Origin of the sequence: Rhodophyticola sp. (assembly GCF_965284195.1) — a bacterium.
Lineage (GTDB): Bacteria > Pseudomonadota > Alphaproteobacteria > Rhodobacterales > Rhodobacteraceae > Rhodophyticola.
Genome location: NZ_CBDIRM010000001.1, coordinates 313386 through 335684, shown reverse-complemented (window position 1 = coordinate 335684; position 22299 = coordinate 313386). Strand labels below are relative to the sequence as shown.

Here is a 22299-nt window from a genome sequence, read left to right as displayed (position 1 = left end):
CTATTCGTGAAATTCGGACCTGTCCGGTACCCGCTGGAACGCGATTTTCGCACCGGTGAAGGGCACTTTGTGCGGGGGCAGCTCCCCGAAACGCACGGTATCCTGGCCAAAGCGCGCATTCAGCCCGTCGATCATCGAACACAGCCTTTCGCGCGTGCTTTGCTGGCCCGCCTCCCGCGTTTCGAACAGATCGGCGATATGCGACGCCATCGGGATCAGCCCGCCGACCATCACCGATACGCTGCGCGGATCCGCAAGCGTCAGCCCGCGCCAATATCGCTCGAACGTCTTGAGTAGCGTGAAGGTGTCCTGCGTCGCCATGATCGCATCGCCGACCGATTGCCGCCCGTGGCGGTCGCAGCTGGCGCTGACGTGCAGCGACCGGGCCAGCAACCCCTCCCGTCTGAGCCGCGAGGCGGTCTTGATCAGCAGCCGCCGCGCCACCAGCCGGGCCGCCTGCGGCGTGCGGTTCTGCATCACCAGACGCTGCCCGTGGCCGAGCGAACTGCGCCGCGTCGGCGGGTAGACCACCGTGCCGCCCTGCAACTGGGTCAGGAACCGCGCGCCTTCCACATTTCCCCAAAGATGCCGGGCGGCTTTCGGGGTCAGTGCATAAAGGCCCTGCGTGTCGCGAATGCCCGCCCGCTCCAGCCGCGCCAGAATGCCCCGGGAAATGCCGGGAAACTCGCGCAAGGGTAAGCGCAGGATCTTCTCCGGCAGGGTCTCTGCCGTGATCCAGTCGAGCCCGTCCGGCTTGGCCATCTCGGCCGCGACCTTCGCCAGAAGCTTGTTCGGCGCCACCCCGACCGACACCGTCAGCGCCGGATGCACCTGTTCGGCAACGGCCCGTTTCACCGCCGCGCCGATCTTCAGCGCCACAGCGAGATCCTGCTGCGAGCGGTCCAGCAGACAGGAAAACTCGTCCACCGAATGGGCGGTATGGATCGGCAGCACCGTCTCCACCGCGTCGCGGATCCGGTGATGATACTCCACACAGACATCGTGCTGCGCCGGGCGAAACACGATCCCCGGGCAAAGGCGCCGCGCCTCGGCCACCCGTGTGCCGAACTTCACGCCGCAGGCTTTCGCCTCGCGGCTGGCCGCGATCATCGCCGCCCCCGGCGCATCGGTCGTCACCACGCCCACGGGCCGGCCCATCAGCGCGGGTTCCTCCGCCTGGCAGACCGCAGCGAAATAGGAATCCATGTCGAAGAACAGGGTCGATACACGCTGAGGCATGGGGTGACTCGGGCGCAGTTTCCGGGCCGTCAGAATTAGAACATAAGAAGAACATTTGCAATCGAAAGCTGCGCCCCCCGGCGTCAGCCCCGGGCGCGCGGCTATCCGGCCCGAAGGCCGTCATTCAAACTCCATGATCACATCGTCCACTGACAGGCTGTCGCCCGGCCCGGCGTTGATCTTGGCCACGACACCTTTCTTCTCGGCGCGCAGGATGTTCTCCATCTTCATCGCCTCGACGGTGCACAGCGCCTGCCCCTCCTGGACCTCATCGCCCTCGGACACATCGACCTTCACGATCAGGCCCGGCATCGGACAGAGCAGAAGCCGCGAGGTATCGGGCGGCAGTTTCTCCGGCATCAGCGCCGCAAGTTCGGCCTGACGCGGCGTGCGGACCACCACTTTCAGATCGGCACCGCGATAGCGCAGCCGTGCGCCCCCGCGGATGAATTCCGTCTTCACGATCATCGGGCGGTCACCCACGGTGCCCCTGAACAGCCTGTCGCCAAGATGCCAGTCGGAATTGACCTTGAGATGGCTGCCGTCCTCAAACGTGACCTCGGTGCCGAAATCGGTCTCGTCGATGTGAACCGGAAAGGACTGACTGCCGACGAAGACCACCCAGTCGCTCGCCACACGGCGGGAATGGTTGGGCATGGTGCCGCTTATCCGGGCGGCGCGGTCCTCTTTCAGCATCTTCATATGGGCGGCCACGGCGGCCAGATGCTGCAGGTCGTTGCCTTCGGGCGTCACGCCCCCGAACCCGTCGGGATACTCCTCCTCGATGAAGGCCGTGGTGATATTGCCCGAGGTGAAGCGCGGATGGTCCATCACGGCGGCCAGAAACGGCAGGTTGTGGCCGATCCCCTCAAGTTCGAACCCGTCCAGCGCGTTGCGCATCCCCTCGATCGCGCCCGCACGGTCCGGCGCCCAGGTGCACAGCTTGGCGATCATCGGGTCATAATACATGGAGATCTCGCCGCCCTCGAAAACGCCGGTGTCATTGCGCACCGCCGTTTCGCCCGCGGCCGCCTCTCCCTGCCATCTGTCATTGGCCAGAAGCGGCCCGGCGGCGATTTCTTCCGGCGGGCGGTAGCGGACCAGCCGCCCGATCGACGGCAGGAACCCGCGATAGGGGTCTTCGGCATAGAGGCGGCTTTCCATCGCCCAGCCGGTCAGGGTCACGTCTTCCTGGCTGAAGGGCAGCGGCTCCCCGGCGGCCACACGGATCATCTGTTCCACCAGATCGACCCCGGTGATCAGCTCGGTCACCGGATGCTCCACCTGAAGCCGGGTGTTCATCTCCAGAAAATAGAAGTTCCTCTCGCCGTCGACGATGAATTCCACCGTACCCGCGCTGGTGTATCCCACAGCCTGCGCCAGTGCGACGGCCTGCTCCCCCATCGCCTTGCGCGTCGCCTCGTCCAGAAACGGGCTCGGAGCCTCCTCGATCACCTTCTGGTTCCGCCGCTGGATCGAACACTCCCGCTCGCCCAGATAGACGGCATTTCCATGGGCATCGGCCAGAACCTGAATTTCGATATGCCGGGGTTGGGTCACGAATTTCTCGATGAACATCCGGTCGTCACCAAAACTCGACGCCGCCTCGTTCTTCGACGCCTGAAAGCCCTCGCGCACTTCGCTTTCGTCCCATGCGATGCGCATGCCCTTGCCGCCACCGCCCGCACTGGCCTTCAGCATCACCGGGTAGCCGATCTCGCCCGAGATCTTCACCGCCTCCTCGGCATCGGCGATCAGCCCCATATGGCCGGGCACGGTCGAAACACCGGCCTCCGCCGCGATCTTCTTGGAGGTGATCTTGTCGCCCATCTGTTCGATCGCGGTGGCAGGCGGGCCCACGAAGGCCACACCCTCGGCCTCCAGCGCCTCGGCGAATTTCCTGTTCTCGCTCAGAAACCCGTAGCCCGGATGGACGGCCTCGGCGCCGGTGTCGCGGATCGCCTGCATCACCTTGTCGATGACGATGTAGCTTTCGGCGGCGGGCGCGGGGCCGATATGCACGGCTTCATCGGCCATCTTCACATGCAGCGCGTTCCGGTCCGCGTCGGAATAGACCGCGACCGTGGTGATCCCCATCTTTCTGGCCGTTTTGATCACGCGGCAGGCGATCTCGCCGCGGTTTGCGATCAGCAGTTTCTTGAACATCAGGTGTTGTCCCTTCTTTTCAGGCTGTTTCGCCCGTTTGCAGCACAGAAAAGGCCGCCCGGGGTCCTGCCCCGGCGGCCTTCTGTCAGATCGTTGAATTCGGTGCCTGTGTGCCGCGCCCTAGCGGCAGATGTTTGTGACCTCGTCACAGATCGCGCCGACCGCGCCGCCGACCACGATGCCGGTCGCGACACTGCCACCAAGCGCCGCGGCGCCGACACCGCCGACAGCCGCGCCGACGGCGGCACGTTCCAGATCCGATGACACACAGGCCGACAGGCCCAATGTGGCAACGAGTGCGAGAGTGATTTTATGGATTCCGCGCATTTTGCGTCTTCTCCTGTCGATATGATGCCTCTGTAACCGGACCCTATCCCATTACGCGACCTAAAAAAAGGCGGTCGGCACAAATAACTGGCCGACCGCTTTGAAGGGGAAGGGTAACACGTCTTGTCACGATCGGCCCGGAAAAAGCTGGGGACAGGGGCCGACAATTCGACCGTTGCACAGGCTCCACCTGTCCAAAAGGACAAGTTCGGGGCGGTTTTGCTTTGAGCCGGATTTCGCGCAACCAGAACGGGCATAGGCAGCTTCATGCCGATCCGCCTTCCCAGATCCCGGTACCGTCGAAGGCTTCGGGAAAAGCGGCCCGCGCGCGGCCCTCGTCCAGCCGCAGCAGCGCGTCATAACTTTCGGGATCGAACGGGTCTTCGGCGGCAATCACCTCGCGCCCGAAGAGCCAGCTGAGCCGGCCCGCGTCGAGATTGCCGCGCTCGAAGGGCTCCGCCCCGAAATACAGCCAGAGCGCCTCGACGAAGGCCGCATCCGCCCGCCGATCCGCGGGCCGTCGGTCCGCGTACCGGTCCCGACGCACCAGCGGCGTGGCGCCAGCCTTGTTTTGCCGCCGAATGGTGAACTGGTAGTCCGTGCCCGGAAGGCGACCGGGGAAGCCGCGATGCTTGATCATCGCGCCCTCCCCTCTGTCAGATGTGCGGCAGCCCTATGGGATACCGGCCGTAGGCGTCTGTTGGCCCGTAGGTGTTCTGCCGGTCTGGCTGCTGTCGTCGCCCTGATCTTCGTCGCGCTCTCGGCCGCGATCCACAAGCGGAGGACAGATTGCGACATTGGCCGCCGTGACGGGATCTTGGATGCAGATCTCTTCACAAAGAACGAGATCGGGCGGATAGTTCGTGCCGGGCAAAGGATCACTTGGAACACAAAGCGCTTCGCCGGATTTCGCATATAGCGGAACGGCACGCGCCACCTGCGGCTGAGGCGGTTGCGCACAGGCCGCCAAAACGACCGCCGCCGTACTGGCCAACGCCATGAATCGCACATTAACCATGAGGTTCTCCCCTTAAATTGAATGGTCACACAGTACTCTGTTCGACCGAATCGGGGAAGAGGTTCAATAAACGGGAGATTTTTCGTTACCGCGATGTGCCGGACGGGCGGGGTGGCCCGTCCGGGCGGGACACGGTCAGTTGTACTTGCTGTAGACCGGTTCCTCGACAATCGGTGCCGGCTCGACAATGATGATTTCTTCCTGCGGGGCCTGCGCACAAGCGGCGACGCTTGCCAGAAGACCCAGGGCAAGAAGGGCCTTGATGCTCTTGGACATCTCGCTCTCCTGTTATGTGCGGGCGCATCCGGGTTGATCCCGGGCACACCCATTGGTTCGGTCACGTGAAGGTGACCGTCCCCGAGAATACCCTGAATAGCTGCCGCGCCATACCGGTTTCGGTGCGCCTCGCGGGTCTGTGGCGGACATGCATCATAAACTTGTCCACATGAACGCTGCCCCGCAACATGTTGTAGAGTCATCAGAAACCCTCCCATATACAGGTGTCGTTCTCGATGACGTAACCGGCGAAAAACTGCGTGGCGTCGGGCGCCGTCTCTCCGCGCGGCACGATGCGGTCCATGACCTGCACCACAACCTGCGCGGGTGGCTCGGGCGCGTTCCGGGCGGCGGCCACGCCCCATTCGGCGCACAGCCAGTCAAGGTCTTCCTGAGGGTCGGCGGAGCTGTCGGCGATGCCGGGCGCGAGGACGCGGAGCACCGTCCAGAGCTCCCCGGAAAAGGGCTGTTCCTCGTAAAGCGTCTCGTGCAGTTCCATGGTCACACCGGAGGGCGCGACCGCCTCCTGCGCCGCCGTAGAGGCCGCCGTGACGGCCAAGATCGGCGCGGCGAGGTATAACAATGGTATATCAATTCGCCCGATCATGACTCTTCCGGCCCCTCCTCGGGATCGGTTTCGAACGTGGCGGGCGCGGTGATCTCGATCAGCTCCATGTCGTCGAAATGGCGCAGCTCCCTATGGCGGATACCGGGCGGCTGGAGAACGCAGGAGCCAGCACGCAGCAGATGCTCCCCCTCCCCCTCATACTCGAAGAGGACCCAGCCCTTCGTGACGTAGACCATCTGGAATTCGAGCCTGTGGGAGTGCCACTCGCCCGGGCTTTTCCGTCCCGGGACGGCCCGGATCACCTGCGCGCCGAACCTGCCATCCGTCGCCTCCGCGATGCCGAGCCCGCGATACTCGAAAAAGGCGCGGAGGCCTTCGCCGGCAAAAGGGGATGCGTCGGCGTGAGAGATGGTGAAAGGCTGAGACATCGTCAAGATAGATTCTCACCTTGGAAGTAAGCTGAAATAAATTCGCGGCCTTTGTCTGTCAGCAGGACGTAGACTGGTGAAACTGACATACCCATAATCAATACCGACCCTGGGCCGCGTTGGATGTTAACCAATTGATCATCAATCAAACCCTTTAGGTGCAGAAGGTCGTTCTCAGCAACTTGAATGTTTGACTGTGGATTCGACAATTTCTCGTTCTCGAAGAAGTGCTGAATCAGTCTGAGCTCAAATAGAGAATACCGGCCGTTAATGAGGGCCAAGTTGCGTTTGTAAGTACGGATGGCGTCTTTGCTAATCTCTCTTGAAGTAATGCGTGAATGGCAAACCGCGCAAAGCACGATCATATTGTCAAATTCATGCGCCTTAACTTTAGCCCACGGTTCAATATGCTCCATCTGCAAACCGCTCGTGCCTCTACAAGTCGGCACAGCGCAGCGGTAACCCGCTTCTTCATAAAGATGCCTTTTTAATGCGGATGGAACGGCTGGGCGGGACATCACGGCCTCACAGCGGAATGTTGTCGTGCTTTTTCCACGGCATCTCCACCTGCTTGGTGCGCAGTGCGGCGAAGGCGCGGCAGACCCGCTTGCGGGTGCTGCGGGGCTGGATCACCTCGTCGATGAAGCCGCGTTCGGCGGCCACGAACGGGTTGGCGAACCGGTCCTCGTATTCGGCGGTATGGGCGGCGATCTTTTCCGGGTCGCCCAGATCGGTCCGGTGCAGGATCTCCACCGCGCCCTTGGCCCCCATCACCGCGATTTCCGAGGTGGGCCAGGCATAGTTGATGTCGCCCTGCAGATGTTTCGACGCCATCACCACATAGGCCCCGCCATAGGCCTTGCGGGTGATCACCGTGACCTTCGGCACCGTCGCCTCGCCATAGGCGAAGAGCAGCTTGGCGCCATGCTTGATGACGCCGTTATACTCCTGCCCGGTTCCCGGCAGGAAGCCCGGGACATCGACGAAGGTGAGCAGCGGAATGCTGAACGCGTCGCAGAAGCGAACGAAGCGGGCGGCCTTGCGCGCGCTGTCGATATCCAGAACCCCGGCAAGGTTCAGCGGCTGGTTGGCGACCACGCCCACCGTCTGCCCCTCCAGCCGGATGAACCCGGTGATGATGTTTTTCGCGAACTCCTCCTGGATCTCGAAAAAGTCGCCCTCATCGGCCACCTTGAGGATCAGTTCCTTCATGTCATAGGGCATGTTGGGATTGTCGGGGATCAGCGTGTCGAGGCTTTCCTCGATCCGGTCCGGATCGTCGTGGAAGGCGCGCACGGGCGGTTTTTCGCGGTTGGAGAGCGGCAGGAAATCGATCAGGCGGCGCAGTTCGGACATCGCCTCCACGTCATCCTCGAACGCGCCGTCGGCGACGGAGGATTTGCGCGTATGGGTGGTGGCCCCGCCCAGTTCCTCGGCGGTGACATGTTCATTGGTGACGGTCTTCACCACATCGGGGCCGGTGACGAACATGTAGGAGCTGTCCTTCACCATGAAGATGAAATCGGTCATCGCGGGCGAATAGACGGCTCCACCGGCGCAGGGCCCCATGATCATGGAGATCTGCGGCACCACGCCCGAGGCGCGGATGTTGCGCTGGAACACCTCGCCATAGGCCGCCAGCGAGCTGACGCCTTCCTGAATGCGGGCGCCGCCGCTGTCGTTGATGCCGATCACCGGGGCGCCGTTCTGCATCGCCATATCCATGATCTTGCAGATCTTCGCAGCATGGGTTTCCGACACCGAGCCGCCCAGAACCGTGAAATCCTGGGAGAAGACATAGACCATGCGGCCGTTCACCGTGCCCCAGCCGGTGACCACGCCATCGCCGCGGGGTTTGGATTTCTCCATCCCGAAATCCGTACAGCGATGGGTGACGAACATGTCGTACTCCTCGAAGCTGTCTTCATCGAGCAGGAGTTCGACCCGTTCGCGCGCGGTCAGCTTGCCCTTGGCGTGCTGGCTGTCGATGCGGGTCTGGCCGCCGCCAAGGCGGGCTTCCTCCCGACGGTGTTCAAGCTCTTGCAGGATGTCTTTCACGTGGGTCCCTCCGGTATCCGCATGGCGCGTTTCGGCGGAGATTACAGAGGGAGATCGCGCAAATACAGGGCGAATTGGAATATTTGCAAATTACTGCGCCGTATGATTTGTAATATTGCAAATGAGCAAACTCGCGGCCTTTCCCGGTGCCTGGCGGGTGGCGCGCACAGGCGCTTGTGCGCCGGCGCTCATGGACAACCCCCACCCGCGGGCGTAAACGAGGGTAATGACATCCCGCCCCGTGGTCCGGTTTCTCGACCGTTCGACCCCTCCGCATATCTTTACCCTGATCGTGCTGACCGGCCTCGGCGCGCTGTCGATGAACCTGTTTCTGCCGTCGCTTCCCAACATGACGACCTATTTCGACACGGATTACCGGCTGATCCAGCTGTCAGTGTCGGGCTATCTGGGCATGAACGCGGTGTTGCAGCTTTTCATCGGCCCGATCTCGGACCGGTACGGGCGCAGGCCGGTGCTGCTCTGGGGGATCGGCATTTTCGTGCTGGCCACGATCGGCTGCATCTTCGCGACCACGATCGAGATCTTCCTGTTCTTCCGCATGATCCAGGCCACCGTGGTGGTCGGCATGGTTCTGGGCCGCGCGGTGGTGCGCGACATGGTTCCGCAGGATCAGGCGGCCTCGATGATAGGCTATGTCACCATGGGCATGGCGGTGGTGCCGATGGTGGGCCCGGTCTTTGGCGGCAGGTTGGAGGAATCCTTCGGCTGGCAGTCGAATTTCTGGGTTCTCGCGGGCCTCGGCGCGCTGGTCTGGGCGCTGATCTGGCGCGATCTGGGGGAAACGGCAGGAGCCGGCGCAGGCAGCATCCGCGCCCAGTTCGCCGAATATCCCGAATTGCTGACGGCGCGCCGCTTCTGGGGGTATTGCCTGGCCGCCGCCTTCGCCTCGGGCGCGTTCTTCGCCTATGTGGGCGGGGCGCCCTATGTGGGTTCCGAGGTGTTCGGGCTGAGCCCGGCGATGGTCGGCTTCTTCTTCGGCGCGCCGGCGGTCGGGTATTTCTTCGGCAATTTCATCTCGGGCCGGTATTCGGTGCGCGTGGGCATCAACACGATGATCCTCTGGGGCTGCCTGATTTCCGCCGTGGGGATAACGGTGCTGCTGCTGCTGTTTCTGGCCGGGTTCAAGAGCGCCGTCATCTTCTTCGGGTTCATGACCTTCGTGGGTCTGGGCAACGGCATGGTCATTCCCAATGCGACCTCCGGCATGCTGTCGGTGCGGCCGCATCTGGCAGGCACCGCCTCGGGCCTTGGCGGGGCCTTCATGATCGGCGGCGGCGCGGCACTGGCGGCGCTGGCCGGCACGCTTCTGACCATGGGCAACGGGGCATTTCCGCTGATCTGGATCATGCTGGTCACCGCGGTTCTGGCCGTCGCCTCGATCGTCTACACGATCCGGCGGGAGCGCCAGGTCACCGGCATCTGACGCCCGCGCGCGCCCAGAATTCCCTTGCCAAGGCCGGGTCTGCGGGGTCTGCTCCCCCCGGAGTTTGCAAACAAAGCTCCAGATTCTGCAAAGCGGAGGGCTCCGATGGCCGTTCGAAAGCTGTATGCGGGTGCCAAGCTGCGCGAATTGCGCACCCGGCTTGGCCTGACCCAGAAGGATTTCGCGGCCAAGCTGGGTGTCTCCCTGCCCTATCTGAACCAGATGGAAAACAACAACCGCCCGGTTTCCACCACCGTGGTTCTGGGGCTTGCGCAGGAATTCGGCTTCGACGTGACCGAACTGAGCACGGGCGATGCGGAGCGTCTGGTCTCCGACATGCGGGAGGCGCTGGCCGATCCGGTCTTCACCGACACCGCCCCGCCGCTGGCCGATCTGCGGCTGGCCGCGTCGAACGCGCCGGCGCTTGCGCGCGCTTTCCTGGATCTGCATCGCAGCTATCGCCAGACCCATGAGCGGCTGGCCTCGCTGGACGAGGCGCTGGGCCGCGACGGGGCCGATACCGCCCCCTCCCCGTGGGAGGAGGTGCGGGATTTCTTCCACTACTGCGACAATTACATCGACGCGGTGGATCGTGCCGCCGAACGGTTCGCCGCGCAGGCCAGGGCCGATCTGGCCCATCACACCGAAGACAGGCTGCGCGCGCGCGGCATCACGATCCGCCACGAGGCCGGCACGGGCCTGCGCCATTACGATCCGGGCAGCCGGACGCTGACCCTGTCGCCCCGCGCCGCGCCCGAGACGCAGCGGTTTCAGCTGCTGCACCAGTTCGCGCTGCTGGATCAGGCGCAATTGCTGGGCGCGACGCTGGATCTGGCCCGGTTCCAGTCCGACACCGCGCGGTCCATCGCGCAGATCGGCATGGCCAATTACTTCGCGGGCGCGGTGCTGATGCCCTATACCCGCTTTGCCGAGGCGGCGGCCGAAACCCGCCACGATCTGGAACGCCTGTCGATCCAGTTCGGCGCGTCGATCGAACAGGTGGCCCATCGGCTGTCGACCCTGCAACGCCCGGGCGCCAAGGGGGTGCCGTTCTTCTTCACCCGCGTCGATCAGGCCGGCACGATCACCAAGCGGCATTCGGCCACCCGGCTGCAATTCGCGCGCTTCGGCGGGGCCTGCCCGCTGTGGAACGTGCATCGCGCCTTCGAGACGCCGGGGCAGTTCCTGCGGCAACTGGCCGAAACGCCCGATGGGGCGCGTTATGTGATTCTGGCCCGCGACGTCTCCAAATCCGGGGGCGGATGGAACGCGCCGATGCGCCGCTATGCGATCTCGCTCGGCTGCGAGGTGAAACATGCCGGCGCGCTGGTCTATGCGGACGGTCTGGATCTGGAAAGCGCGGAAAGCTTCCAGCCGATCGGCATCTCCTGCCGGATCTGCGAGCGGACGGGCTGCCACCAGCGCTCGGTGCCGCCGCTGGAACGCAAGCTGCGGATCGACCCGAACCACCGCGATATCCTGCCCTATGAGATCGAGCGTTGACCGGAGCCCGGCGCGCACCGTACTTCTGATCGGGTCTCACCAACACAAGGAGAGGTCCCTTGGAACTGCATGCCACCCGCACCATCGCCGCAGACCGGGCCACGGTCTGGGCCGCGCTGAACGACGCGCAGACGCTGAAAGAGTGCATCCCCGGCTGTGAAGAGCTGACCGGAACGCCCGAGGAGGGGTTTTCCGCCGTGGTCAAGCAGAAGGTCGGCCCGGTGAAGGCCACCTTCAAGGGCGATGTGGTGCTGAGCGATGTGGTGCCCGGCACCAGCTACATGATTTCAGGCGAGGGCAAGGGCGGTGTCGCGGGGTTCGCCAAGGGCGCGGCGAAAGTGGTGCTGAGCGATGCGGCCGATGGCGGGACGGATCTGCATTACGATGTGGATGCCAAGGTCGGCGGCAAGATCGCACAGCTCGGCTCGCGCCTGATCGACAGTTTCGCGCGGCGCATGGCGGATCAGTTTTTCGAACGGTTTCAGGACCATGTGGAAGGCAACGGGGCAGAGACCCCGGCCAAAGACTGAAAATGGGCACGTGCGGGCCCGGCGGCGGCCAGAGGTCCCCGCCCTGCCCGGCCGGAGACCACGCACCCGAGCCTGCCCGGAGCGACGCGCATCTTCATCTTGCTGACAGTCCCGGCGGGCCGGGAGAAGACCCCCCGGCCCCAGGTTCCGGCTCAGGCTTTCGACAGCATGGCCGCGATCTGGTCTTTCAGCGCCAGACGTTCCTTGCGCATCTGAACCTCGGCCAGTTCCTCGCAGGGTTCGATGCCGGTTTCGGCCCGGTGCACCGCGCGGTTGATCTCGTGATAGGCATCCATCAGCTTTGCGAAATGCGCATCCGAGGTTTTCAACTCGTGAATCTTGTCCACCTGATCGGGGAATTCTTCGGCCAGTTCGTGGGGTGTGTGGCTCATCGGTGTTTCCTTCTGCGTCCTGTTGCGGTCCGAGTCATGTGGTAGCACCCTCATCGGCGGGTGCAATTGAGGGAAATCAAATCAGCCGTGCGGCGCGCGCCAGCCGGCGGCTTCCGCCTCGGCCACGGAGCAGAACCAGCGTTCGCCAGCGGCCGCATCGATTCGCGTGGCGGCATAGGAGCGGCTGCCCGGCAGATGGTAGATCCGCCCGCTGTCCGAAATGTTGCCCTTGATCAGGCAGCCGCCGATGCCGGCAGGTGGCGGATCCTGAGCCTGCTGCGCCGCCCGATGGGCCGCCGGGTCGGCCCAGAGACCGGCCCAGAGCCCGCGCTGCGCCCGCTGCGCCCTCTGTTCCTGCGGCACGTAGTCGACCGAATAGCGGCGATAGGCCCGGGCCATGCCGGTGCCGACGAGCCACGCGCCCAGATCGCCGGACGCGGGCGCGGCGCAGCGCGCGATCAGGCGATCGTAGCGGTCGGTCCGCGCGCCGGTGCAGGTGATCCGCGCGCCCGCGATCTGCGCATCCAGCCGGGCGGCGACCCAGTCGCCGCAGGGCCAGAGCCCGCCATCGCTGCGCGCGCAGGGCTGGTCGCGTTCCGGCGCGTCGATCCCGAACAGCCGGACGGTCACGCCCGCCACCTCCAGCGTGTCGCCGTCGATGACCCGGGCGGGCCCGCTCACCTCCCGCGCGGCGGCGCCGGACACCGCCCAGAGGAGGAGTGCCGTGGCGCAAACAAATCGTGAACACAATCCCATGTCCGAGAGGTCGCCCAAGCCGCGCCCGGCTTCAAGCGAAATCTTAACAAAGGGTTAATCCGGCGGCCGGTTCCGGCGCTATTCGGCCGCCGCCATGGGCAGGCCGCGCCACGCCTCCAGCACCGTGGCGACGCTCAGGATCGAGGCCCGGGCGAGGGTTTCGGCAAAGCCGCCCTCCGCGGCGAGCAGCCCCGGAAAGCCCAGGCAGGGGATGCCGAGCGTTTCCGCCGCCTCCGCCGCGACGGGCGTGTCGACGATGGCCACCACCTGTTCGGGCGCGAGCGACAATTCGTCCAGCGCAAGCTCCATCGCCTGCGGATCGGGGGCCATGCGCTCCACGTCGCTGCGCAACACCGTCATGTCGAAGGGAATGCCGCCCCGCGCCCGGGCGGTGGCCTTCAGCAGGGCCTGAACCGGCGCCGCCTCTGACCGGCTGACAAGGGCGAGGGTCAGCCCGGCCCGGGCGGCCCAGCGCAGCACGCCATCCACCCCAGGCCGAAGCGGAATGCCCCCCGAGAGGCGTGCGGCGAACACCCGTTGATGGGTCGCGTCGAGCCGGGCGGCATCGACCGTCACGCGCAGGTGATCGGCGAAGCGCGCGGCCAGTTGCCTGTCGCCGCCGGGGCGCATCAGCTCCGCATAGGTATCCCAGGACCATTCCCAGGGCACGCCGTGGATGCGGAACGCGGCGTTCCACGCCGCGCGGTCGAGTTCGGCGCATTCCGCGAGGCTGCCGATCCCTCCGAAAATGACTGCTTTTGGTGTCATGAAACGTCTCCTGCCGCGCTCATGGCACCCCCGGGACAGGCGGCGCGCAACATCGCCGCCGCATTTGCCGCGCCGCAGCACACGCCATTGGTTCCGCAATGGGCGACGGCGACGGAGGCTGCCCAATTTCCGGGCAGGCTGGAAACCCGCCGGCGGTGCGGGCGCCCACCCGCGGGTCGCCTGCCCCGTCCGGGAACTGTCAAATATTAACAAAGTGTTAACCGGGCTCAGGTCTTTGTCTGGGGAACCGACGGGGTGACCGCGCGGCGGCGCAGGACGGCCTCTCTCCAGGTCATGAAACTGATCGCGGCGATGATCAGCCCGCCGCCCGTGATCACCCAGATATCCACAGGCTCGGAGAAGACCAGCGCGCCGAGCGCGGTCGCCCAGACCAGTTGCAGAAAGGTGACCGGCTGGGTCACCGTGAGCGGCGCCGCGGCAAAGGCCAGCGTCATCGTGTAATGCCCGCCCGTGGCGAAGACGGCGACCAGAAACAGCCAGCCCAGCTGCTCCCATGTCACCGGCACCCAGACCGCCCATGCGAAGGGCGCCAGACAGATCGTGACCGTGATCGACAGCATGCCCACCACCACGGTCGCCTCCACCTCATCGGCCATGATCTTGGCGATCAGATAGCCGATGGCGAAGCTGGCCGCGGTGAACAGCATCGCGAAATGCCCGGGCCCCAGTTCGCGAAAGCCCGGGCGCAGGATGATCAGCGCGCCCAGAAGGGCGACGGCCACCGCAAGAATGCGCCGGACCGCAAGACGCTCGCCCAGAAAGACGACCGCCAGCAGCGTCACGTAAACCGGGCTGAGATAGTTCATCGCCGTCACCTCGGCGATGGGGATCTGGGTCATCGCGTAGAACCAGCAGATCACGCCGGCCGTGTGGGCCACGCCGCGGATGCCGAAGAGCCCGAGCGCCCGGGTGCTGAGCCGCGCGCGCAGGATCGGGCGGATCATCGGGATCAGGAACACCAGCCCCAGAACATAGCGCAGAAAGGCCGATTGCGCCGGCGGCACCTCGTTGCCCACCACCTTCACGATGGCGGTGACCGCAACGAAACAGGCCCCGGTGACCAACATCCAGAACACGCCCATCAAGGGGCGGGCGGCAGGTTTTTCAGGGGTTTGGACGGCATCGGCCATGGGCCCCAAAGAACCCCATCGGCGGGCGGGCCGCAAGCGGGCTCAGAGCAGAAAGATCAGTTTCGCCGCAATCGCCCACATCACCAGCCCGACCAGCAGATCGAGGATCTGCCACGCGCGGGGCCGGGCGAAGAACGGCGCCAGAAGCCGCGCGCCATAGCCCAGCCCGAAGAAGAACACGAAGCTGGAGGCGACGGCCCCCGCCCCGAACCAGGCGGCCCCATCGCCGTACTGGGTGGAGACCGAGCCCAGAAGCATCACCGTGTCGAGATACACATGCGGGTTCAGCCATGTCAGCGCCAGACAGGTCAGCACCGTCGCGCGCAGGCTGCCCGCGCCGCTGCGCCCCACCTGCAACGCATCGGCCCCGCGCCACGCGGCCAGAAAGGCGCGGGCGCCGTAGACGATCAGAAAGGCCGCGCCGCCATAGCGGAAGGCGGGCTCCAGCCACGGCAGTGCCTCGGCCACCGCCGCGAAGGAGGTGACGCCGAGCGTGATCAGCACCGCATCGGACAGCGCACAGGTCAGGCAGACGGCGAAGACATGGGCCCGGCGCAGCCCCTGCCGGAGCACGAAGGCGTTTTGCGCCCCGATGGCGAGGATCAGGCTGAAGCCAAGGGCAAATCCGGGAAAAAAGGCGGCGGTCATTCAAAGGCGCTTTCTCTTGGCAACCCGCCCCGGTTAGGCCATAGGGTTCCATAAGACCAGTTACGTTTTCTGCACCCGCATTAGAGTCGCGAATGATAGACACCCACGCCCTGATGGCGCTTTCCGCCGTGCTGCGCAGCGGCTCCTTCGATGGGGCGGCGGCGCAGCTGAACATCACCCAGTCGGCGGTATCCCAGCGGGTGAAGGCGCTGGAGGAGAAGCTGGGCACGGTTCTGGTGCGCCGGACCCGGCCTGCCAGCGCCACCCCCGCGGGCGCGCGGCTGCTGCGCCATGCCGAGGAGGTGGGGTTGCTGGAAAAGACCCTTGCCGCGGATCTGGGGGGGCTGCTGCCCGACCCGGCGACGCCGCTGCGTCTGGCGGTGAATGCCGACAGCCTTGCGACATGGGCCCTGCCGGCGCTGGCTGCGGTGCCGGGGTATCTCTATCATCTGGAGATCGACGATCAGGACCATTCGGCGGACTGGCTGAAACGCGGGGCGGTCTCGGCGGCGGTGACGGCGGGCAACGTGCCGGTGCCGGGCTGCGACGTGTTCCCGCTGGGGGCGCTGCGCTACATCGCGACCTGCGCGCCGGGCTTCGCCGAAACCTGGTTCGCCGACGGCGTCACCGCCAAGGCGCTGGCCGAGGCCCCGGCGCTGACCTTCAACCCCAAGGACCGGCTGCAACAGCGCTGGGCCGAGCAGGTGACGGGGGAGAAGGTGGCGCTTCCCACCCATTTTTTCGCGTCGAGCCACGGCTTCGTCGAGGCGGCGAAGCTGGGCATCGGCTGGGGCCTGAACCCCGAAAGCCTTGTGGAGGAGGCGCTGGCCGATGGATCGCTGGTGCCGCTTGGGCCCGATCAGGTGTTCGACGTGGCGCTGAGCTGGCAGGTGCCGCGGCAGATGGCCAACGCGCTGAGGCCGCTGACCCGGGCCATCCGGAAGGCCGCGGCGGACCGGCTGCATCCGGTGACCGCCGACTGACGAGGTCCGCGCTGCACGCTCCACCGGGGGCGGGCGCGGCGGCTAGAGCTGCTCCATGATCTCGTCGGAGATCTCGAAATTCGCGGTCACGCTCTGGATGTCGTCATCATCCTCCAGCGCCTCGATCAGCTTCATCAGCTTCTGCGCGCCGTCCAGATCCAGCTCGGTCGTGGTGGTGGGCCGCCAGACCAGCTTGGTCGACTCGCTTTCGCCCAGTTCCGCCTCCAGCGCGGTCGAAACCTCGTTCAGATCGGTATCGGCGCACCAGATCACATGCCCGTCCTCGGAGCTTTCCACATCCTCGGCGCCCGCCTCGATCGCGGCCATCATCACCGTATCCGCGTCGCCCGCATCGGCGGGGTAGCTGACCTGCCCCTTGCGGTCGAACATGAACGCGACCGATCCGGTTTCCCCCAGATTTCCGCCATGTTTTCCGAAGGTCGACCGCACCGTGGAGGCGGTGCGGTTGCGGTTGTCGGTCATCGCCTCCACGATCACCGCGACACCGCTCGGCCCATAGCCTTCATAGCGGATCTCGTCGTAATTCTCCGCATCCCCGCCCAGCGATTTCTTGATCGCGCGGTCGATCACGTCCTTCGGCACGGATTGGGATTTCGCCTCCTTCACCGCAAGCCGCAGGCGCGGGTTCTTGTCCGGGTCCGGGTCGCCCATCTTGGCGGCCACGGTGATTTCCTTGGCGAGTTTGGAAAACAGCTTGGAGCGAACCGCATCCTGACGCCCCTTGCGGTGCTGAATATTCGCCCATTTCGAATGGCCCGCCATCGGTATTCCTCGTGCAAAATTCTCGGCAGCCCCGTCTATACGGCAGGCCATGGCGGCGGGGCAATCCCCCGATGACGCGGGCGCACCATGCACGCCGCCGGATTGCCGGGAAATGCCGTTTTCAAATCCCGCACGGGCCGCAAGACCTGCTATTCTGGCTGGCAAGGGGAGGCGTCCGCCATGATGATCTATCCGATGATCGAGTTGCAGAACGGCCGCTGCGTGAGCCTCTACCGGGGCCGGCTGGAGGAGCCGCAGATCTGGCATGTGGACCCGGTGGCCAAGGCCCAGAGCTTTGCGCGGGCCGGGGCGGAGTGGCTCCATCTGACCGATTTCGACCGGGTCGCCGGAGACACCGGGAACCGCGATCTGGTGCTGGAGATCATCCGCAGCGTCGGCATTCCGGTGCAGTTCGGCGGCGGTTTGCGCTCGTTCGACGCGATCGCGGACTGGATCGACATGGGCGCGGGCCGGGTGGTGGTAGGCACGCTGGCGGCCACCAGCCCCGATATCGTGAAACAGGCCGCGCGGCGCTACCCCGACCAGATCGTGATCGCGCTGGACGTCTTCCAGGGCAAGGTGATGACCGAAGGCTGGCGCCGGACAAGCGCGATCACGCCGGAGGCGTTTCTGTCGGCCTATGAGACCGATCCGCTGGCGGCGATCATCGTCACCGATATCGACGCCGATGTGCAGGACAGCGACGGCTCACTGGCGCTGGTCACGCGGCTGGCCGACATCGCGCGCGCGCCGGTGATCGCGCGGGGCCTGTCGCGCAGCCTTGACGATATCGCGCGGCTGAAATTCGTGCCCCATGTCTCGGGCGCGCTGGTCGGGCGGGCGCTTTTCGACCGCTCGGTCGATCTGGCCGAGGCGCTGGCGGTGGCGCGCGCCGTGCGCGGCCCGACGCCCGAGTTCATCTGACGGGCAAATCCATCGGACGGCGAATTTATCCGGCATCGGGCACGTTTGGCGGTTTGCACGCCCCGAGCTTCGCCATAAGACTTGTCCTATGACCACGGACCAGATCATCCTATTCACCCTTTTCGGCGCGGTCTTCGCATTGCTGCTCTGGGGGCGGTTCCGGTACGATCTGGTGGCGTTTTCCGCGCTGATGGCCGGGGTCCTGCTGGGGGTCGTGCCCGTGGATGCGGCATTTGCCGGGTTCGGCCATCCCGCGACGCTTGTCGTCGCACTGGTTCTTGTGGTTTCGGCCGGGCTCGTGCGGTCGGGCGCAGTGTTCCTGATCACCCGCACGCTTGTGGATGCCACACGCTCCCTCAAGACGCATATCGTGATCATGGGCGGGATCGGCGGCGTTCTTTCGGCCTTCATGAACAATGTCGCGGCGCTGGCGCTGCTGATGCCGGTGGATATCGCCACCGCGCGCAAGGCCGGGCGCAGCCCCGGCGTGTCGCTGATGCCGCTCAGCTTCGCCACGATTCTGGGCGGGATGGTCACGCTGATCGGCACACCGCCCAACATCATCATCGCCACGATCCGACAGGATGCGCTGGGCGAGCCGTTCAGGATGTTCGATTTCGCGCCGGTGGGCGGGATCGCGGCCATCGCCGGGCTGCTTTTCATCGCGCTGATCGGCTGGCGGCTGATCCCGGCCCGCGACAGCGGCGTCGGCGGCGACCGCATGGGCGAACTGGCGCCCTATCTCGCCGAGCTGATCATTCCGGCCGAGAACAAGCTGGTCGGCACCCGGCTGCGTGAGCTGCTGGACCCGGCGGAAAAAGCCGATGTGGCCATTCTGGGCCTGATGCGGGACGGCAAGCGGCGGTTCGGGACCGGTCGCAACCTTGAGATCAAACCCGATGACGTGCTGGTGCTGGAGGCCACGCCCGAGGCGCTGGACGAATTCCGGATCGCCTTTTCGCTGGCCATCGTGCCGGCCGACAACCCGGCGGCGGATGCCATCGGCGAGGGGGTCAGCCTGATCGAGATGGTCGTTCCCGAAAGCTCCCGGATCGCCGGGCGCACCGCTGAATCTCTGGGCCTCTCCTGGCGCAAGCGCACGGTCCTGATGGGCATCGCGCGTCAGGGCAAGCGGATCACCAGCCATCTGCGCAAGACCGTGGTGGAGCCCGGCGATATCCTGCTGCTGCTGGCCCCGTCCGACACCACCGATGACGTGGTGGACTGGCTGGGCGGGCTGGCGCTGGCCGATCGCGGGCTGAACGTGACCCGGGACAGCAAGACCTGGCTTGCCATCGGGCTTTTCGGGGCCGCGGTTCTGGCGGCGTCGCTGGGGCTGGTCTATCTGCCGGTCGCGCTGGGGGTCGTGGTGGTGGGCTATGTGCTGACCCGGATCCTGCCGCTGTCGGAGATCTACGATCATATCGAATGGCCGGTCGTGGTGCTGCTTGGCTCTATGATCCCGCTTGGCGCGGCGCTGGACACCTCCGGCGGCACGGAGCTGATCGCGGGCGCCCTCGTGGCGCTGACCGACGGGCTGCCGGCCTGGATGATCCTGACGGTGCTGATGGTCGTCACGATGACGCTCAGCGATATCCTGAACAACACCGCCACCACGATCGTCGCGGCGCCCGTGGGCATCCAGATGGCCCAGACGCTGGACGTTTCGCCCGACCCGTTCCTGATGGCGGTGGCGATCGCCGCATCCTCGGCCTTCCTGACGCCCATCGGGCACAAGAACAACACGCTGATCCTGGGGCCCGGCGGCTACGGCTTCGGCGATTACTGGCGCATGGGCCTGCCGCTGGAGATCATCATCGTGGCGGTCTCGATCCCCGCCATTCTGGTGTTCTGGCCGCTCTAGGTCGCACGTTTCCCGCTTCTTCTGGGTCGAAATACCGCCGCCGGAGGCATCTTGTCTTTTCTGGCGCAACAGAGACTTCAATGCCTCCGGCGGCGGTATTTTTGACCAGAAGAAGGGCCCTTTACGCTTTGCTAACCGGAATCACCGAGGCTCTCCGGGCGGTACAGGCTGCGGAGCCGATGACCGCACCAGGAGAAGGCGCCCGGGAAAACCGGAATTGGTTTGACCGGGTGCCCGACCTGTTTCGGTTTCGGGTTTCCGGGTTTCAGTCTTCCGGCTTTCAGTTTTCCGGCAGCGGCGGGGGCGAGGCGAAGGTGCGCGTCCGGCCGGTGCCGTCGGTGATGGTGACCGTGGCGAGCGGCGCGATGACATCCGGGCCGCCGAGGGCAGTGAAGATCTCCTCCAGCACATAGCGGACCGGGTTGGTGCGATCGTCGATCTCCACCGTGTAGGCATAGGCGGTGGGGCAGCCTTGCAGCCGCCCGGACCAGCCGGCCGCGGCGCCCGGGGGCGCGGTGTCGGTGCAGGTCGTCCCGTTCGACATGGGCACGGTGATGGTCGTGTCGGTCAGCGATACCGAGAGCGGGCGCGGCGGCCCGACGGTGCAGGCGGCCAGCGCGAGGGCGGCGGCGGTTGTGAGGATCAGGGCGCGGGGCATGGGGGAATGTCCTTGTGGGTCAGAGGGGCCAGATGAGCGGAATGATGGCGCTGACCACAAGCCCGAGGCTCAATGTCAGCGGGATGCCCACCTTCATGAAATCGGTGAATTTGTACCCGCCCGGGCCATAGACCAGCATGTTGGTCTGGTAGCCGATAGGGGTGGCGAAACTGGCCGAGGCGGCGATCATCACGGCGATGACCAGCGGCCGGGGATCGACGCCGATGGCCTGCGCCAGGCCGATGGCGACGGGCGTAACCACCACGGCGACGGCGTTGTTGGACACAAGCTCGGTCAGGATCGAGGTGATCAGGTAGATCGCCCAGACCAGCAGGAAGGGCGGCAGATCGGCCAGCCACGGGGCCAGCCCGCCTACCACCAGCGCCACCGCGCCCGTGGCCTGAAGCGCAGCGCCGATGGCGAGCATCGAGAAGATCAGCGCCAGCAGGCGGCCATCGACGGAGGCGAAGGCTTCGTCCGCGTCGATGCAGCGGGTCAGCAGCACCACCGCGACCGCGACGATCGCCAGAAGAAAGATCGGCGCGACGTTGAGCGCCGCGAGGATCACGATGCCCGCCATCGCGGCCAGTGCGATCGGCGCGTGGCTGCGGCGATAGGCGCGGGCCGACGGCTTGGAGACATCGACGAGGTCCATATCCACCGCCAGCCGCTGGATATCCGCCGGGTCGCCCTCCAACAGCAGGGTGTCGCCCACGCGGACCACCAGATCGTCCAGTTGCCGGCCGATATTCTGGTTCCGCCGGTGCACAGCCAGCGGGTAGACCCCGTAGCGCCGGCGCAGGCGCAGCGAGCCCAGCGAGCGGCCGACCATGCCGCAGCCCGGCGTGATCAGCACCTCCACCGTCTGGGTCGCGACCGAGCTGAGCTTGTCGACCGTGCGGAGCTGCTTGTTGGCCTGAAGGCCCAGAACCTCGGACATTTCCGTGCGCAGAACCACCCGGTCGCCGGCGCGAAGCTCCACATCGGCCATGTTCCGGCGCAAGGAGGCGTCGCCGCGCAGCACGTCGATCAGGCGCACGCCGTCGCGGCTGAAAATGTCGACCTCGTTGACATTCTGGCCAATGAGCGCGCTGTCCTCGGGCAGGGCCACCTCGGTGAAGAATTTCATCTTGCCCCGGTTCGACAGCATATCGGCCATCGACCCGCGATCGGGCAGCAGGCGCGGCGCGATCACACCCAGATAGAGCATGCCCCAGGCCACCACGACGAGGCCAATGGGCGTGATCTCGAAAATCGTGAAGGGTTCGAGCCCCTGCGCGCGCGCGACGCCATCGACCAGCAGATTGGTCGAGGTGCCGATGAGCGTCAGCGTGCCGCCCATGATCGCGCCATAGCTGAGCGGGATCAGCAGTTTCGAGGCCGGACGGCCGAGCGACCGCGCGATCTGCACGAAGACCGGGATCATCACCACGACGACGGGCGTGTTCGACACGAAGGCCGAACCGACGACGACAAAGGCCATCAGCGCGCCCAGCGCCACGAAGGGCCGGGTCTGGGCCTTGGCCTCCGCCAGGGCGGTGAACCGTTCAAGCGATCCGGTGCGCACCAGCGCGCCCATGGTGATGAACATCGCCGCGATGGTCCATGGCGCGGGATTGGACAGAACCGCAAGCGCATCGGCATAGGGCAGAAGCCCGGTGACCAGCAGAAGCGATACCCCCGCCAGCGCCACCACCTCCGTCGGGTAGCGTTCGCGAATGAACATCACGAACATCAGGCCCACCACCGCAAGCGTCGCGATGGCCTGGGTCTGGGCCGATAGGGTCAGGTCGATCATGGATGCCCCTGCGCGGC

The 22299-nt window shown here is 65.6% G+C and carries 23 protein-coding genes; 6 read left to right on the top strand and 17 right to left on the bottom strand.

The window, feature by feature from the left end; genetic code table 11:
* From ACQ651_RS01755 to ACQ651_RS01715, 9 genes are all read right to left on the bottom strand, one after another.
* The gene (locus tag ACQ651_RS01755; protein ID WP_375550419.1) at nucleotides 1–1239 is read right to left on the bottom strand and encodes a type VI secretion protein ImpB; all 1239 of its coding nucleotides are present in this window, start codon (nucleotides 1237–1239) and stop codon (nucleotides 1–3) included.
* A 120-nt stretch (nucleotides 1240–1359) separates the two neighbouring features.
* Nucleotides 1360–3405 carry a biotin carboxylase N-terminal domain-containing protein gene (locus ACQ651_RS01750; RefSeq protein ID WP_430448026.1) on the bottom strand — a complete coding sequence of 682 codons (2046 nt, stop codon included), beginning with the start codon at nucleotides 3403–3405 and terminating at the stop codon, nucleotides 1360–1362.
* Between the two features lie 120 nt (nucleotides 3406–3525).
* Nucleotides 3526–3732 carry a hypothetical protein gene (locus ACQ651_RS01745; protein WP_227284132.1) on the bottom strand — a complete coding sequence of 69 codons (207 nt, stop codon included), beginning with the start codon at nucleotides 3730–3732 and terminating at the stop codon, nucleotides 3526–3528.
* Between the two features lie 265 nt (nucleotides 3733–3997).
* Nucleotides 3998–4372, bottom strand: coding sequence for a hypothetical protein (locus tag ACQ651_RS01740; RefSeq protein WP_430448024.1), 375 nt, complete (start codon nucleotides 4370–4372; stop codon nucleotides 3998–4000).
* A 513-nt stretch (nucleotides 4373–4885) separates the two neighbouring features.
* Nucleotides 4886–5026, bottom strand: coding sequence for a hypothetical protein (locus tag ACQ651_RS01735; RefSeq protein ID WP_199709347.1), 141 nt, complete (start codon nucleotides 5024–5026; stop codon nucleotides 4886–4888).
* Nucleotides 5027–5228: 202 nt separating this feature from the next.
* Entirely contained in the window at nucleotides 5229–5633 is a 405-nt protein-coding gene (locus ACQ651_RS01730) for a DUF6497 family protein (RefSeq protein ID WP_375550423.1), read from the bottom strand.
* Nucleotides 5630–6022: a cupin domain-containing protein gene (locus ACQ651_RS01725; RefSeq protein ID WP_430450295.1), complete on the bottom strand. Its 393-nt coding sequence runs from the start codon at nucleotides 6020–6022 to the stop codon at nucleotides 5630–5632. The genes ACQ651_RS01730 and ACQ651_RS01725 overlap by 4 nt, the downstream gene beginning before the upstream one ends.
* A gap of 2 nt (nucleotides 6023–6024) precedes the next feature.
* Entirely contained in the window at nucleotides 6025–6540 is a 516-nt protein-coding gene (locus tag ACQ651_RS01720) for an HNH endonuclease signature motif containing protein (RefSeq protein WP_227284135.1), read from the bottom strand.
* A 7-nt stretch (nucleotides 6541–6547) separates the two neighbouring features.
* Nucleotides 6548–8080, bottom strand: coding sequence for an acyl-CoA carboxylase subunit beta (locus ACQ651_RS01715; protein WP_227284136.1), 1533 nt, complete (start codon nucleotides 8078–8080; stop codon nucleotides 6548–6550).
* Nucleotides 8081–8306: 226 nt separating this feature from the next.
* Here ACQ651_RS01715 and ACQ651_RS01710 point away from each other — a divergent pair, with 226 nt between their 5' ends.
* From ACQ651_RS01710 to ACQ651_RS01700, 3 genes are all read left to right on the top strand, one after another.
* Nucleotides 8307–9524, top strand: coding sequence for a multidrug effflux MFS transporter (locus ACQ651_RS01710; RefSeq protein WP_375550426.1), 1218 nt, complete (start codon nucleotides 8307–8309; stop codon nucleotides 9522–9524).
* A 105-nt stretch (nucleotides 9525–9629) separates the two neighbouring features.
* Nucleotides 9630–11027: a helix-turn-helix domain-containing protein gene (locus tag ACQ651_RS01705; protein ID WP_430448022.1), complete on the top strand. Its 1398-nt coding sequence runs from the start codon at nucleotides 9630–9632 to the stop codon at nucleotides 11025–11027.
* A 59-nt stretch (nucleotides 11028–11086) separates the two neighbouring features.
* A complete protein-coding gene (locus tag ACQ651_RS01700) occupies nucleotides 11087–11557 on the top strand; it encodes a CoxG family protein (RefSeq protein ID WP_227284138.1) in 471 nt (156 codons plus the stop codon).
* A 152-nt stretch (nucleotides 11558–11709) separates the two neighbouring features.
* Here ACQ651_RS01700 and ACQ651_RS01695 read toward each other — a convergent pair whose 3' ends face one another.
* The 5 genes from ACQ651_RS01695 to ACQ651_RS01675 all read right to left on the bottom strand — a co-directional run bounded on the left by ACQ651_RS01695 (nucleotide 11710) and on the right by ACQ651_RS01675 (nucleotide 15272).
* A complete protein-coding gene (locus ACQ651_RS01695; RefSeq protein ID WP_227284139.1) occupies nucleotides 11710–11949 on the bottom strand; it encodes a YdcH family protein in 240 nt (79 codons plus the stop codon).
* An 81-nt stretch (nucleotides 11950–12030) separates the two neighbouring features.
* Entirely contained in the window at nucleotides 12031–12630 is a 600-nt protein-coding gene (locus ACQ651_RS01690; RefSeq protein WP_430448020.1) for a thermonuclease family protein, read from the bottom strand.
* 153 nt (nucleotides 12631–12783) lie between these two features.
* Complete coding sequence (locus ACQ651_RS01685; protein ID WP_227284141.1) at nucleotides 12784–13473, bottom strand: HAD family hydrolase; 690 nt, start codon at nucleotides 13471–13473, stop codon at nucleotides 12784–12786.
* Between the two features lie 227 nt (nucleotides 13474–13700).
* Entirely contained in the window at nucleotides 13701–14624 is a 924-nt protein-coding gene (locus tag ACQ651_RS01680; protein ID WP_227284142.1) for a DMT family transporter, read from the bottom strand.
* Nucleotides 14625–14666: 42 nt separating this feature from the next.
* Nucleotides 14667–15272, bottom strand: a complete 606-nt coding sequence (locus ACQ651_RS01675; protein WP_430448018.1) for a LysE/ArgO family amino acid transporter — start codon at nucleotides 15270–15272, stop codon at nucleotides 14667–14669.
* Between the two features lie 92 nt (nucleotides 15273–15364).
* Between ACQ651_RS01675 and ACQ651_RS01670 the strand changes: the two genes are divergently transcribed.
* Complete coding sequence (locus tag ACQ651_RS01670; RefSeq protein ID WP_121898347.1) at nucleotides 15365–16255, top strand: LysR family transcriptional regulator ArgP; 891 nt, start codon at nucleotides 15365–15367, stop codon at nucleotides 16253–16255.
* Between the two features lie 42 nt (nucleotides 16256–16297).
* On the opposite strand, the gene ACQ651_RS01665 is transcribed toward ACQ651_RS01670, so the two are convergent.
* Nucleotides 16298–17038 (bottom strand): YebC/PmpR family DNA-binding transcriptional regulator, encoded by a 741-nt coding sequence (locus tag ACQ651_RS01665; protein ID WP_227284144.1) that lies wholly within the window; start codon nucleotides 17036–17038, stop codon nucleotides 16298–16300.
* Between the two features lie 180 nt (nucleotides 17039–17218).
* Here ACQ651_RS01665 and ACQ651_RS01660 point away from each other — a divergent pair, with 180 nt between their 5' ends.
* Both ACQ651_RS01660 and ACQ651_RS01655 read left to right on the top strand, forming a co-directional pair.
* Complete coding sequence (locus tag ACQ651_RS01660) at nucleotides 17219–17962, top strand: HisA/HisF-related TIM barrel protein (RefSeq protein ID WP_227284145.1); 744 nt, start codon at nucleotides 17219–17221, stop codon at nucleotides 17960–17962.
* Between the two features lie 88 nt (nucleotides 17963–18050).
* Nucleotides 18051–19826 (top strand): SLC13 family permease, encoded by a 1776-nt coding sequence (locus ACQ651_RS01655; protein WP_430448017.1) that lies wholly within the window; start codon nucleotides 18051–18053, stop codon nucleotides 19824–19826.
* 280 nt (nucleotides 19827–20106) lie between these two features.
* On the opposite strand, the gene ACQ651_RS01650 is transcribed toward ACQ651_RS01655, so the two are convergent.
* Both ACQ651_RS01650 and ACQ651_RS01645 read right to left on the bottom strand, forming a co-directional pair.
* A complete protein-coding gene (locus ACQ651_RS01650; protein WP_430448016.1) occupies nucleotides 20107–20484 on the bottom strand; it encodes a hypothetical protein in 378 nt (125 codons plus the stop codon).
* A gap of 19 nt (nucleotides 20485–20503) precedes the next feature.
* Nucleotides 20504–22282 (bottom strand): SLC13 family permease, encoded by a 1779-nt coding sequence (locus ACQ651_RS01645; protein ID WP_430448015.1) that lies wholly within the window; start codon nucleotides 22280–22282, stop codon nucleotides 20504–20506.
* Nucleotides 22283–22299 lie beyond the last annotated feature (17 nt).

Coding starts and splice junctions, on each gene's coding strand:
- ACQ651_RS01755 (WP_375550419.1), bottom strand. CDS start 1,239: ATGCCTCAGCGTGTATCGACCCTGTTCTTCGACATGGATTCCTATTTC.
- ACQ651_RS01750 (WP_430448026.1), bottom strand. CDS start 3,405: ATGTTCAAGAAACTGCTGATCGCAAACCGCGGCGAGATCGCCTGCCGC.
- ACQ651_RS01745 (WP_227284132.1), bottom strand. CDS start 3,732: ATGCGCGGAATCCATAAAATCACTCTCGCACTCGTTGCCACATTGGGC.
- ACQ651_RS01740 (WP_430448024.1), bottom strand. CDS start 4,372: ATGATCAAGCATCGCGGCTTCCCCGGTCGCCTTCCGGGCACGGACTAC.
- ACQ651_RS01735 (WP_199709347.1), bottom strand. CDS start 5,026: ATGTCCAAGAGCATCAAGGCCCTTCTTGCCCTGGGTCTTCTGGCAAGC.
- ACQ651_RS01730 (WP_375550423.1), bottom strand. CDS start 5,633: ATGATCGGGCGAATTGATATACCATTGTTATACCTCGCCGCGCCGATC.
- ACQ651_RS01725 (WP_430450295.1), bottom strand. CDS start 6,022: ATGTCTCAGCCTTTCACCATCTCTCACGCCGACGCATCCCCTTTTGCC.
- ACQ651_RS01720 (WP_227284135.1), bottom strand. CDS start 6,540: ATGTCCCGCCCAGCCGTTCCATCCGCATTAAAAAGGCATCTTTATGAA.
- ACQ651_RS01710 (WP_375550426.1), top strand. CDS start 8,307: ATGACATCCCGCCCCGTGGTCCGGTTTCTCGACCGTTCGACCCCTCCG.
- ACQ651_RS01705 (WP_430448022.1), top strand. CDS start 9,630: ATGGCCGTTCGAAAGCTGTATGCGGGTGCCAAGCTGCGCGAATTGCGC.
- ACQ651_RS01695 (WP_227284139.1), bottom strand. CDS start 11,949: ATGAGCCACACACCCCACGAACTGGCCGAAGAATTCCCCGATCAGGTG.
- ACQ651_RS01685 (WP_227284141.1), bottom strand. CDS start 13,473: ATGACACCAAAAGCAGTCATTTTCGGAGGGATCGGCAGCCTCGCGGAA.
- ACQ651_RS01680 (WP_227284142.1), bottom strand. CDS start 14,624: ATGGCCGATGCCGTCCAAACCCCTGAAAAACCTGCCGCCCGCCCCTTG.
- ACQ651_RS01675 (WP_430448018.1), bottom strand. CDS start 15,272: ATGACCGCCGCCTTTTTTCCCGGATTTGCCCTTGGCTTCAGCCTGATC.
- ACQ651_RS01670 (WP_121898347.1), top strand. CDS start 15,365: ATGATAGACACCCACGCCCTGATGGCGCTTTCCGCCGTGCTGCGCAGC.
- ACQ651_RS01665 (WP_227284144.1), bottom strand. CDS start 17,038: ATGGCGGGCCATTCGAAATGGGCGAATATTCAGCACCGCAAGGGGCGT.
- ACQ651_RS01660 (WP_227284145.1), top strand. CDS start 17,219: ATGATGATCTATCCGATGATCGAGTTGCAGAACGGCCGCTGCGTGAGC.
- ACQ651_RS01655 (WP_430448017.1), top strand. CDS start 18,051: ATGACCACGGACCAGATCATCCTATTCACCCTTTTCGGCGCGGTCTTC.
- ACQ651_RS01650 (WP_430448016.1), bottom strand. CDS start 20,484: ATGCCCCGCGCCCTGATCCTCACAACCGCCGCCGCCCTCGCGCTGGCC.
- ACQ651_RS01645 (WP_430448015.1), bottom strand. CDS start 22,282: ATGATCGACCTGACCCTATCGGCCCAGACCCAGGCCATCGCGACGCTT.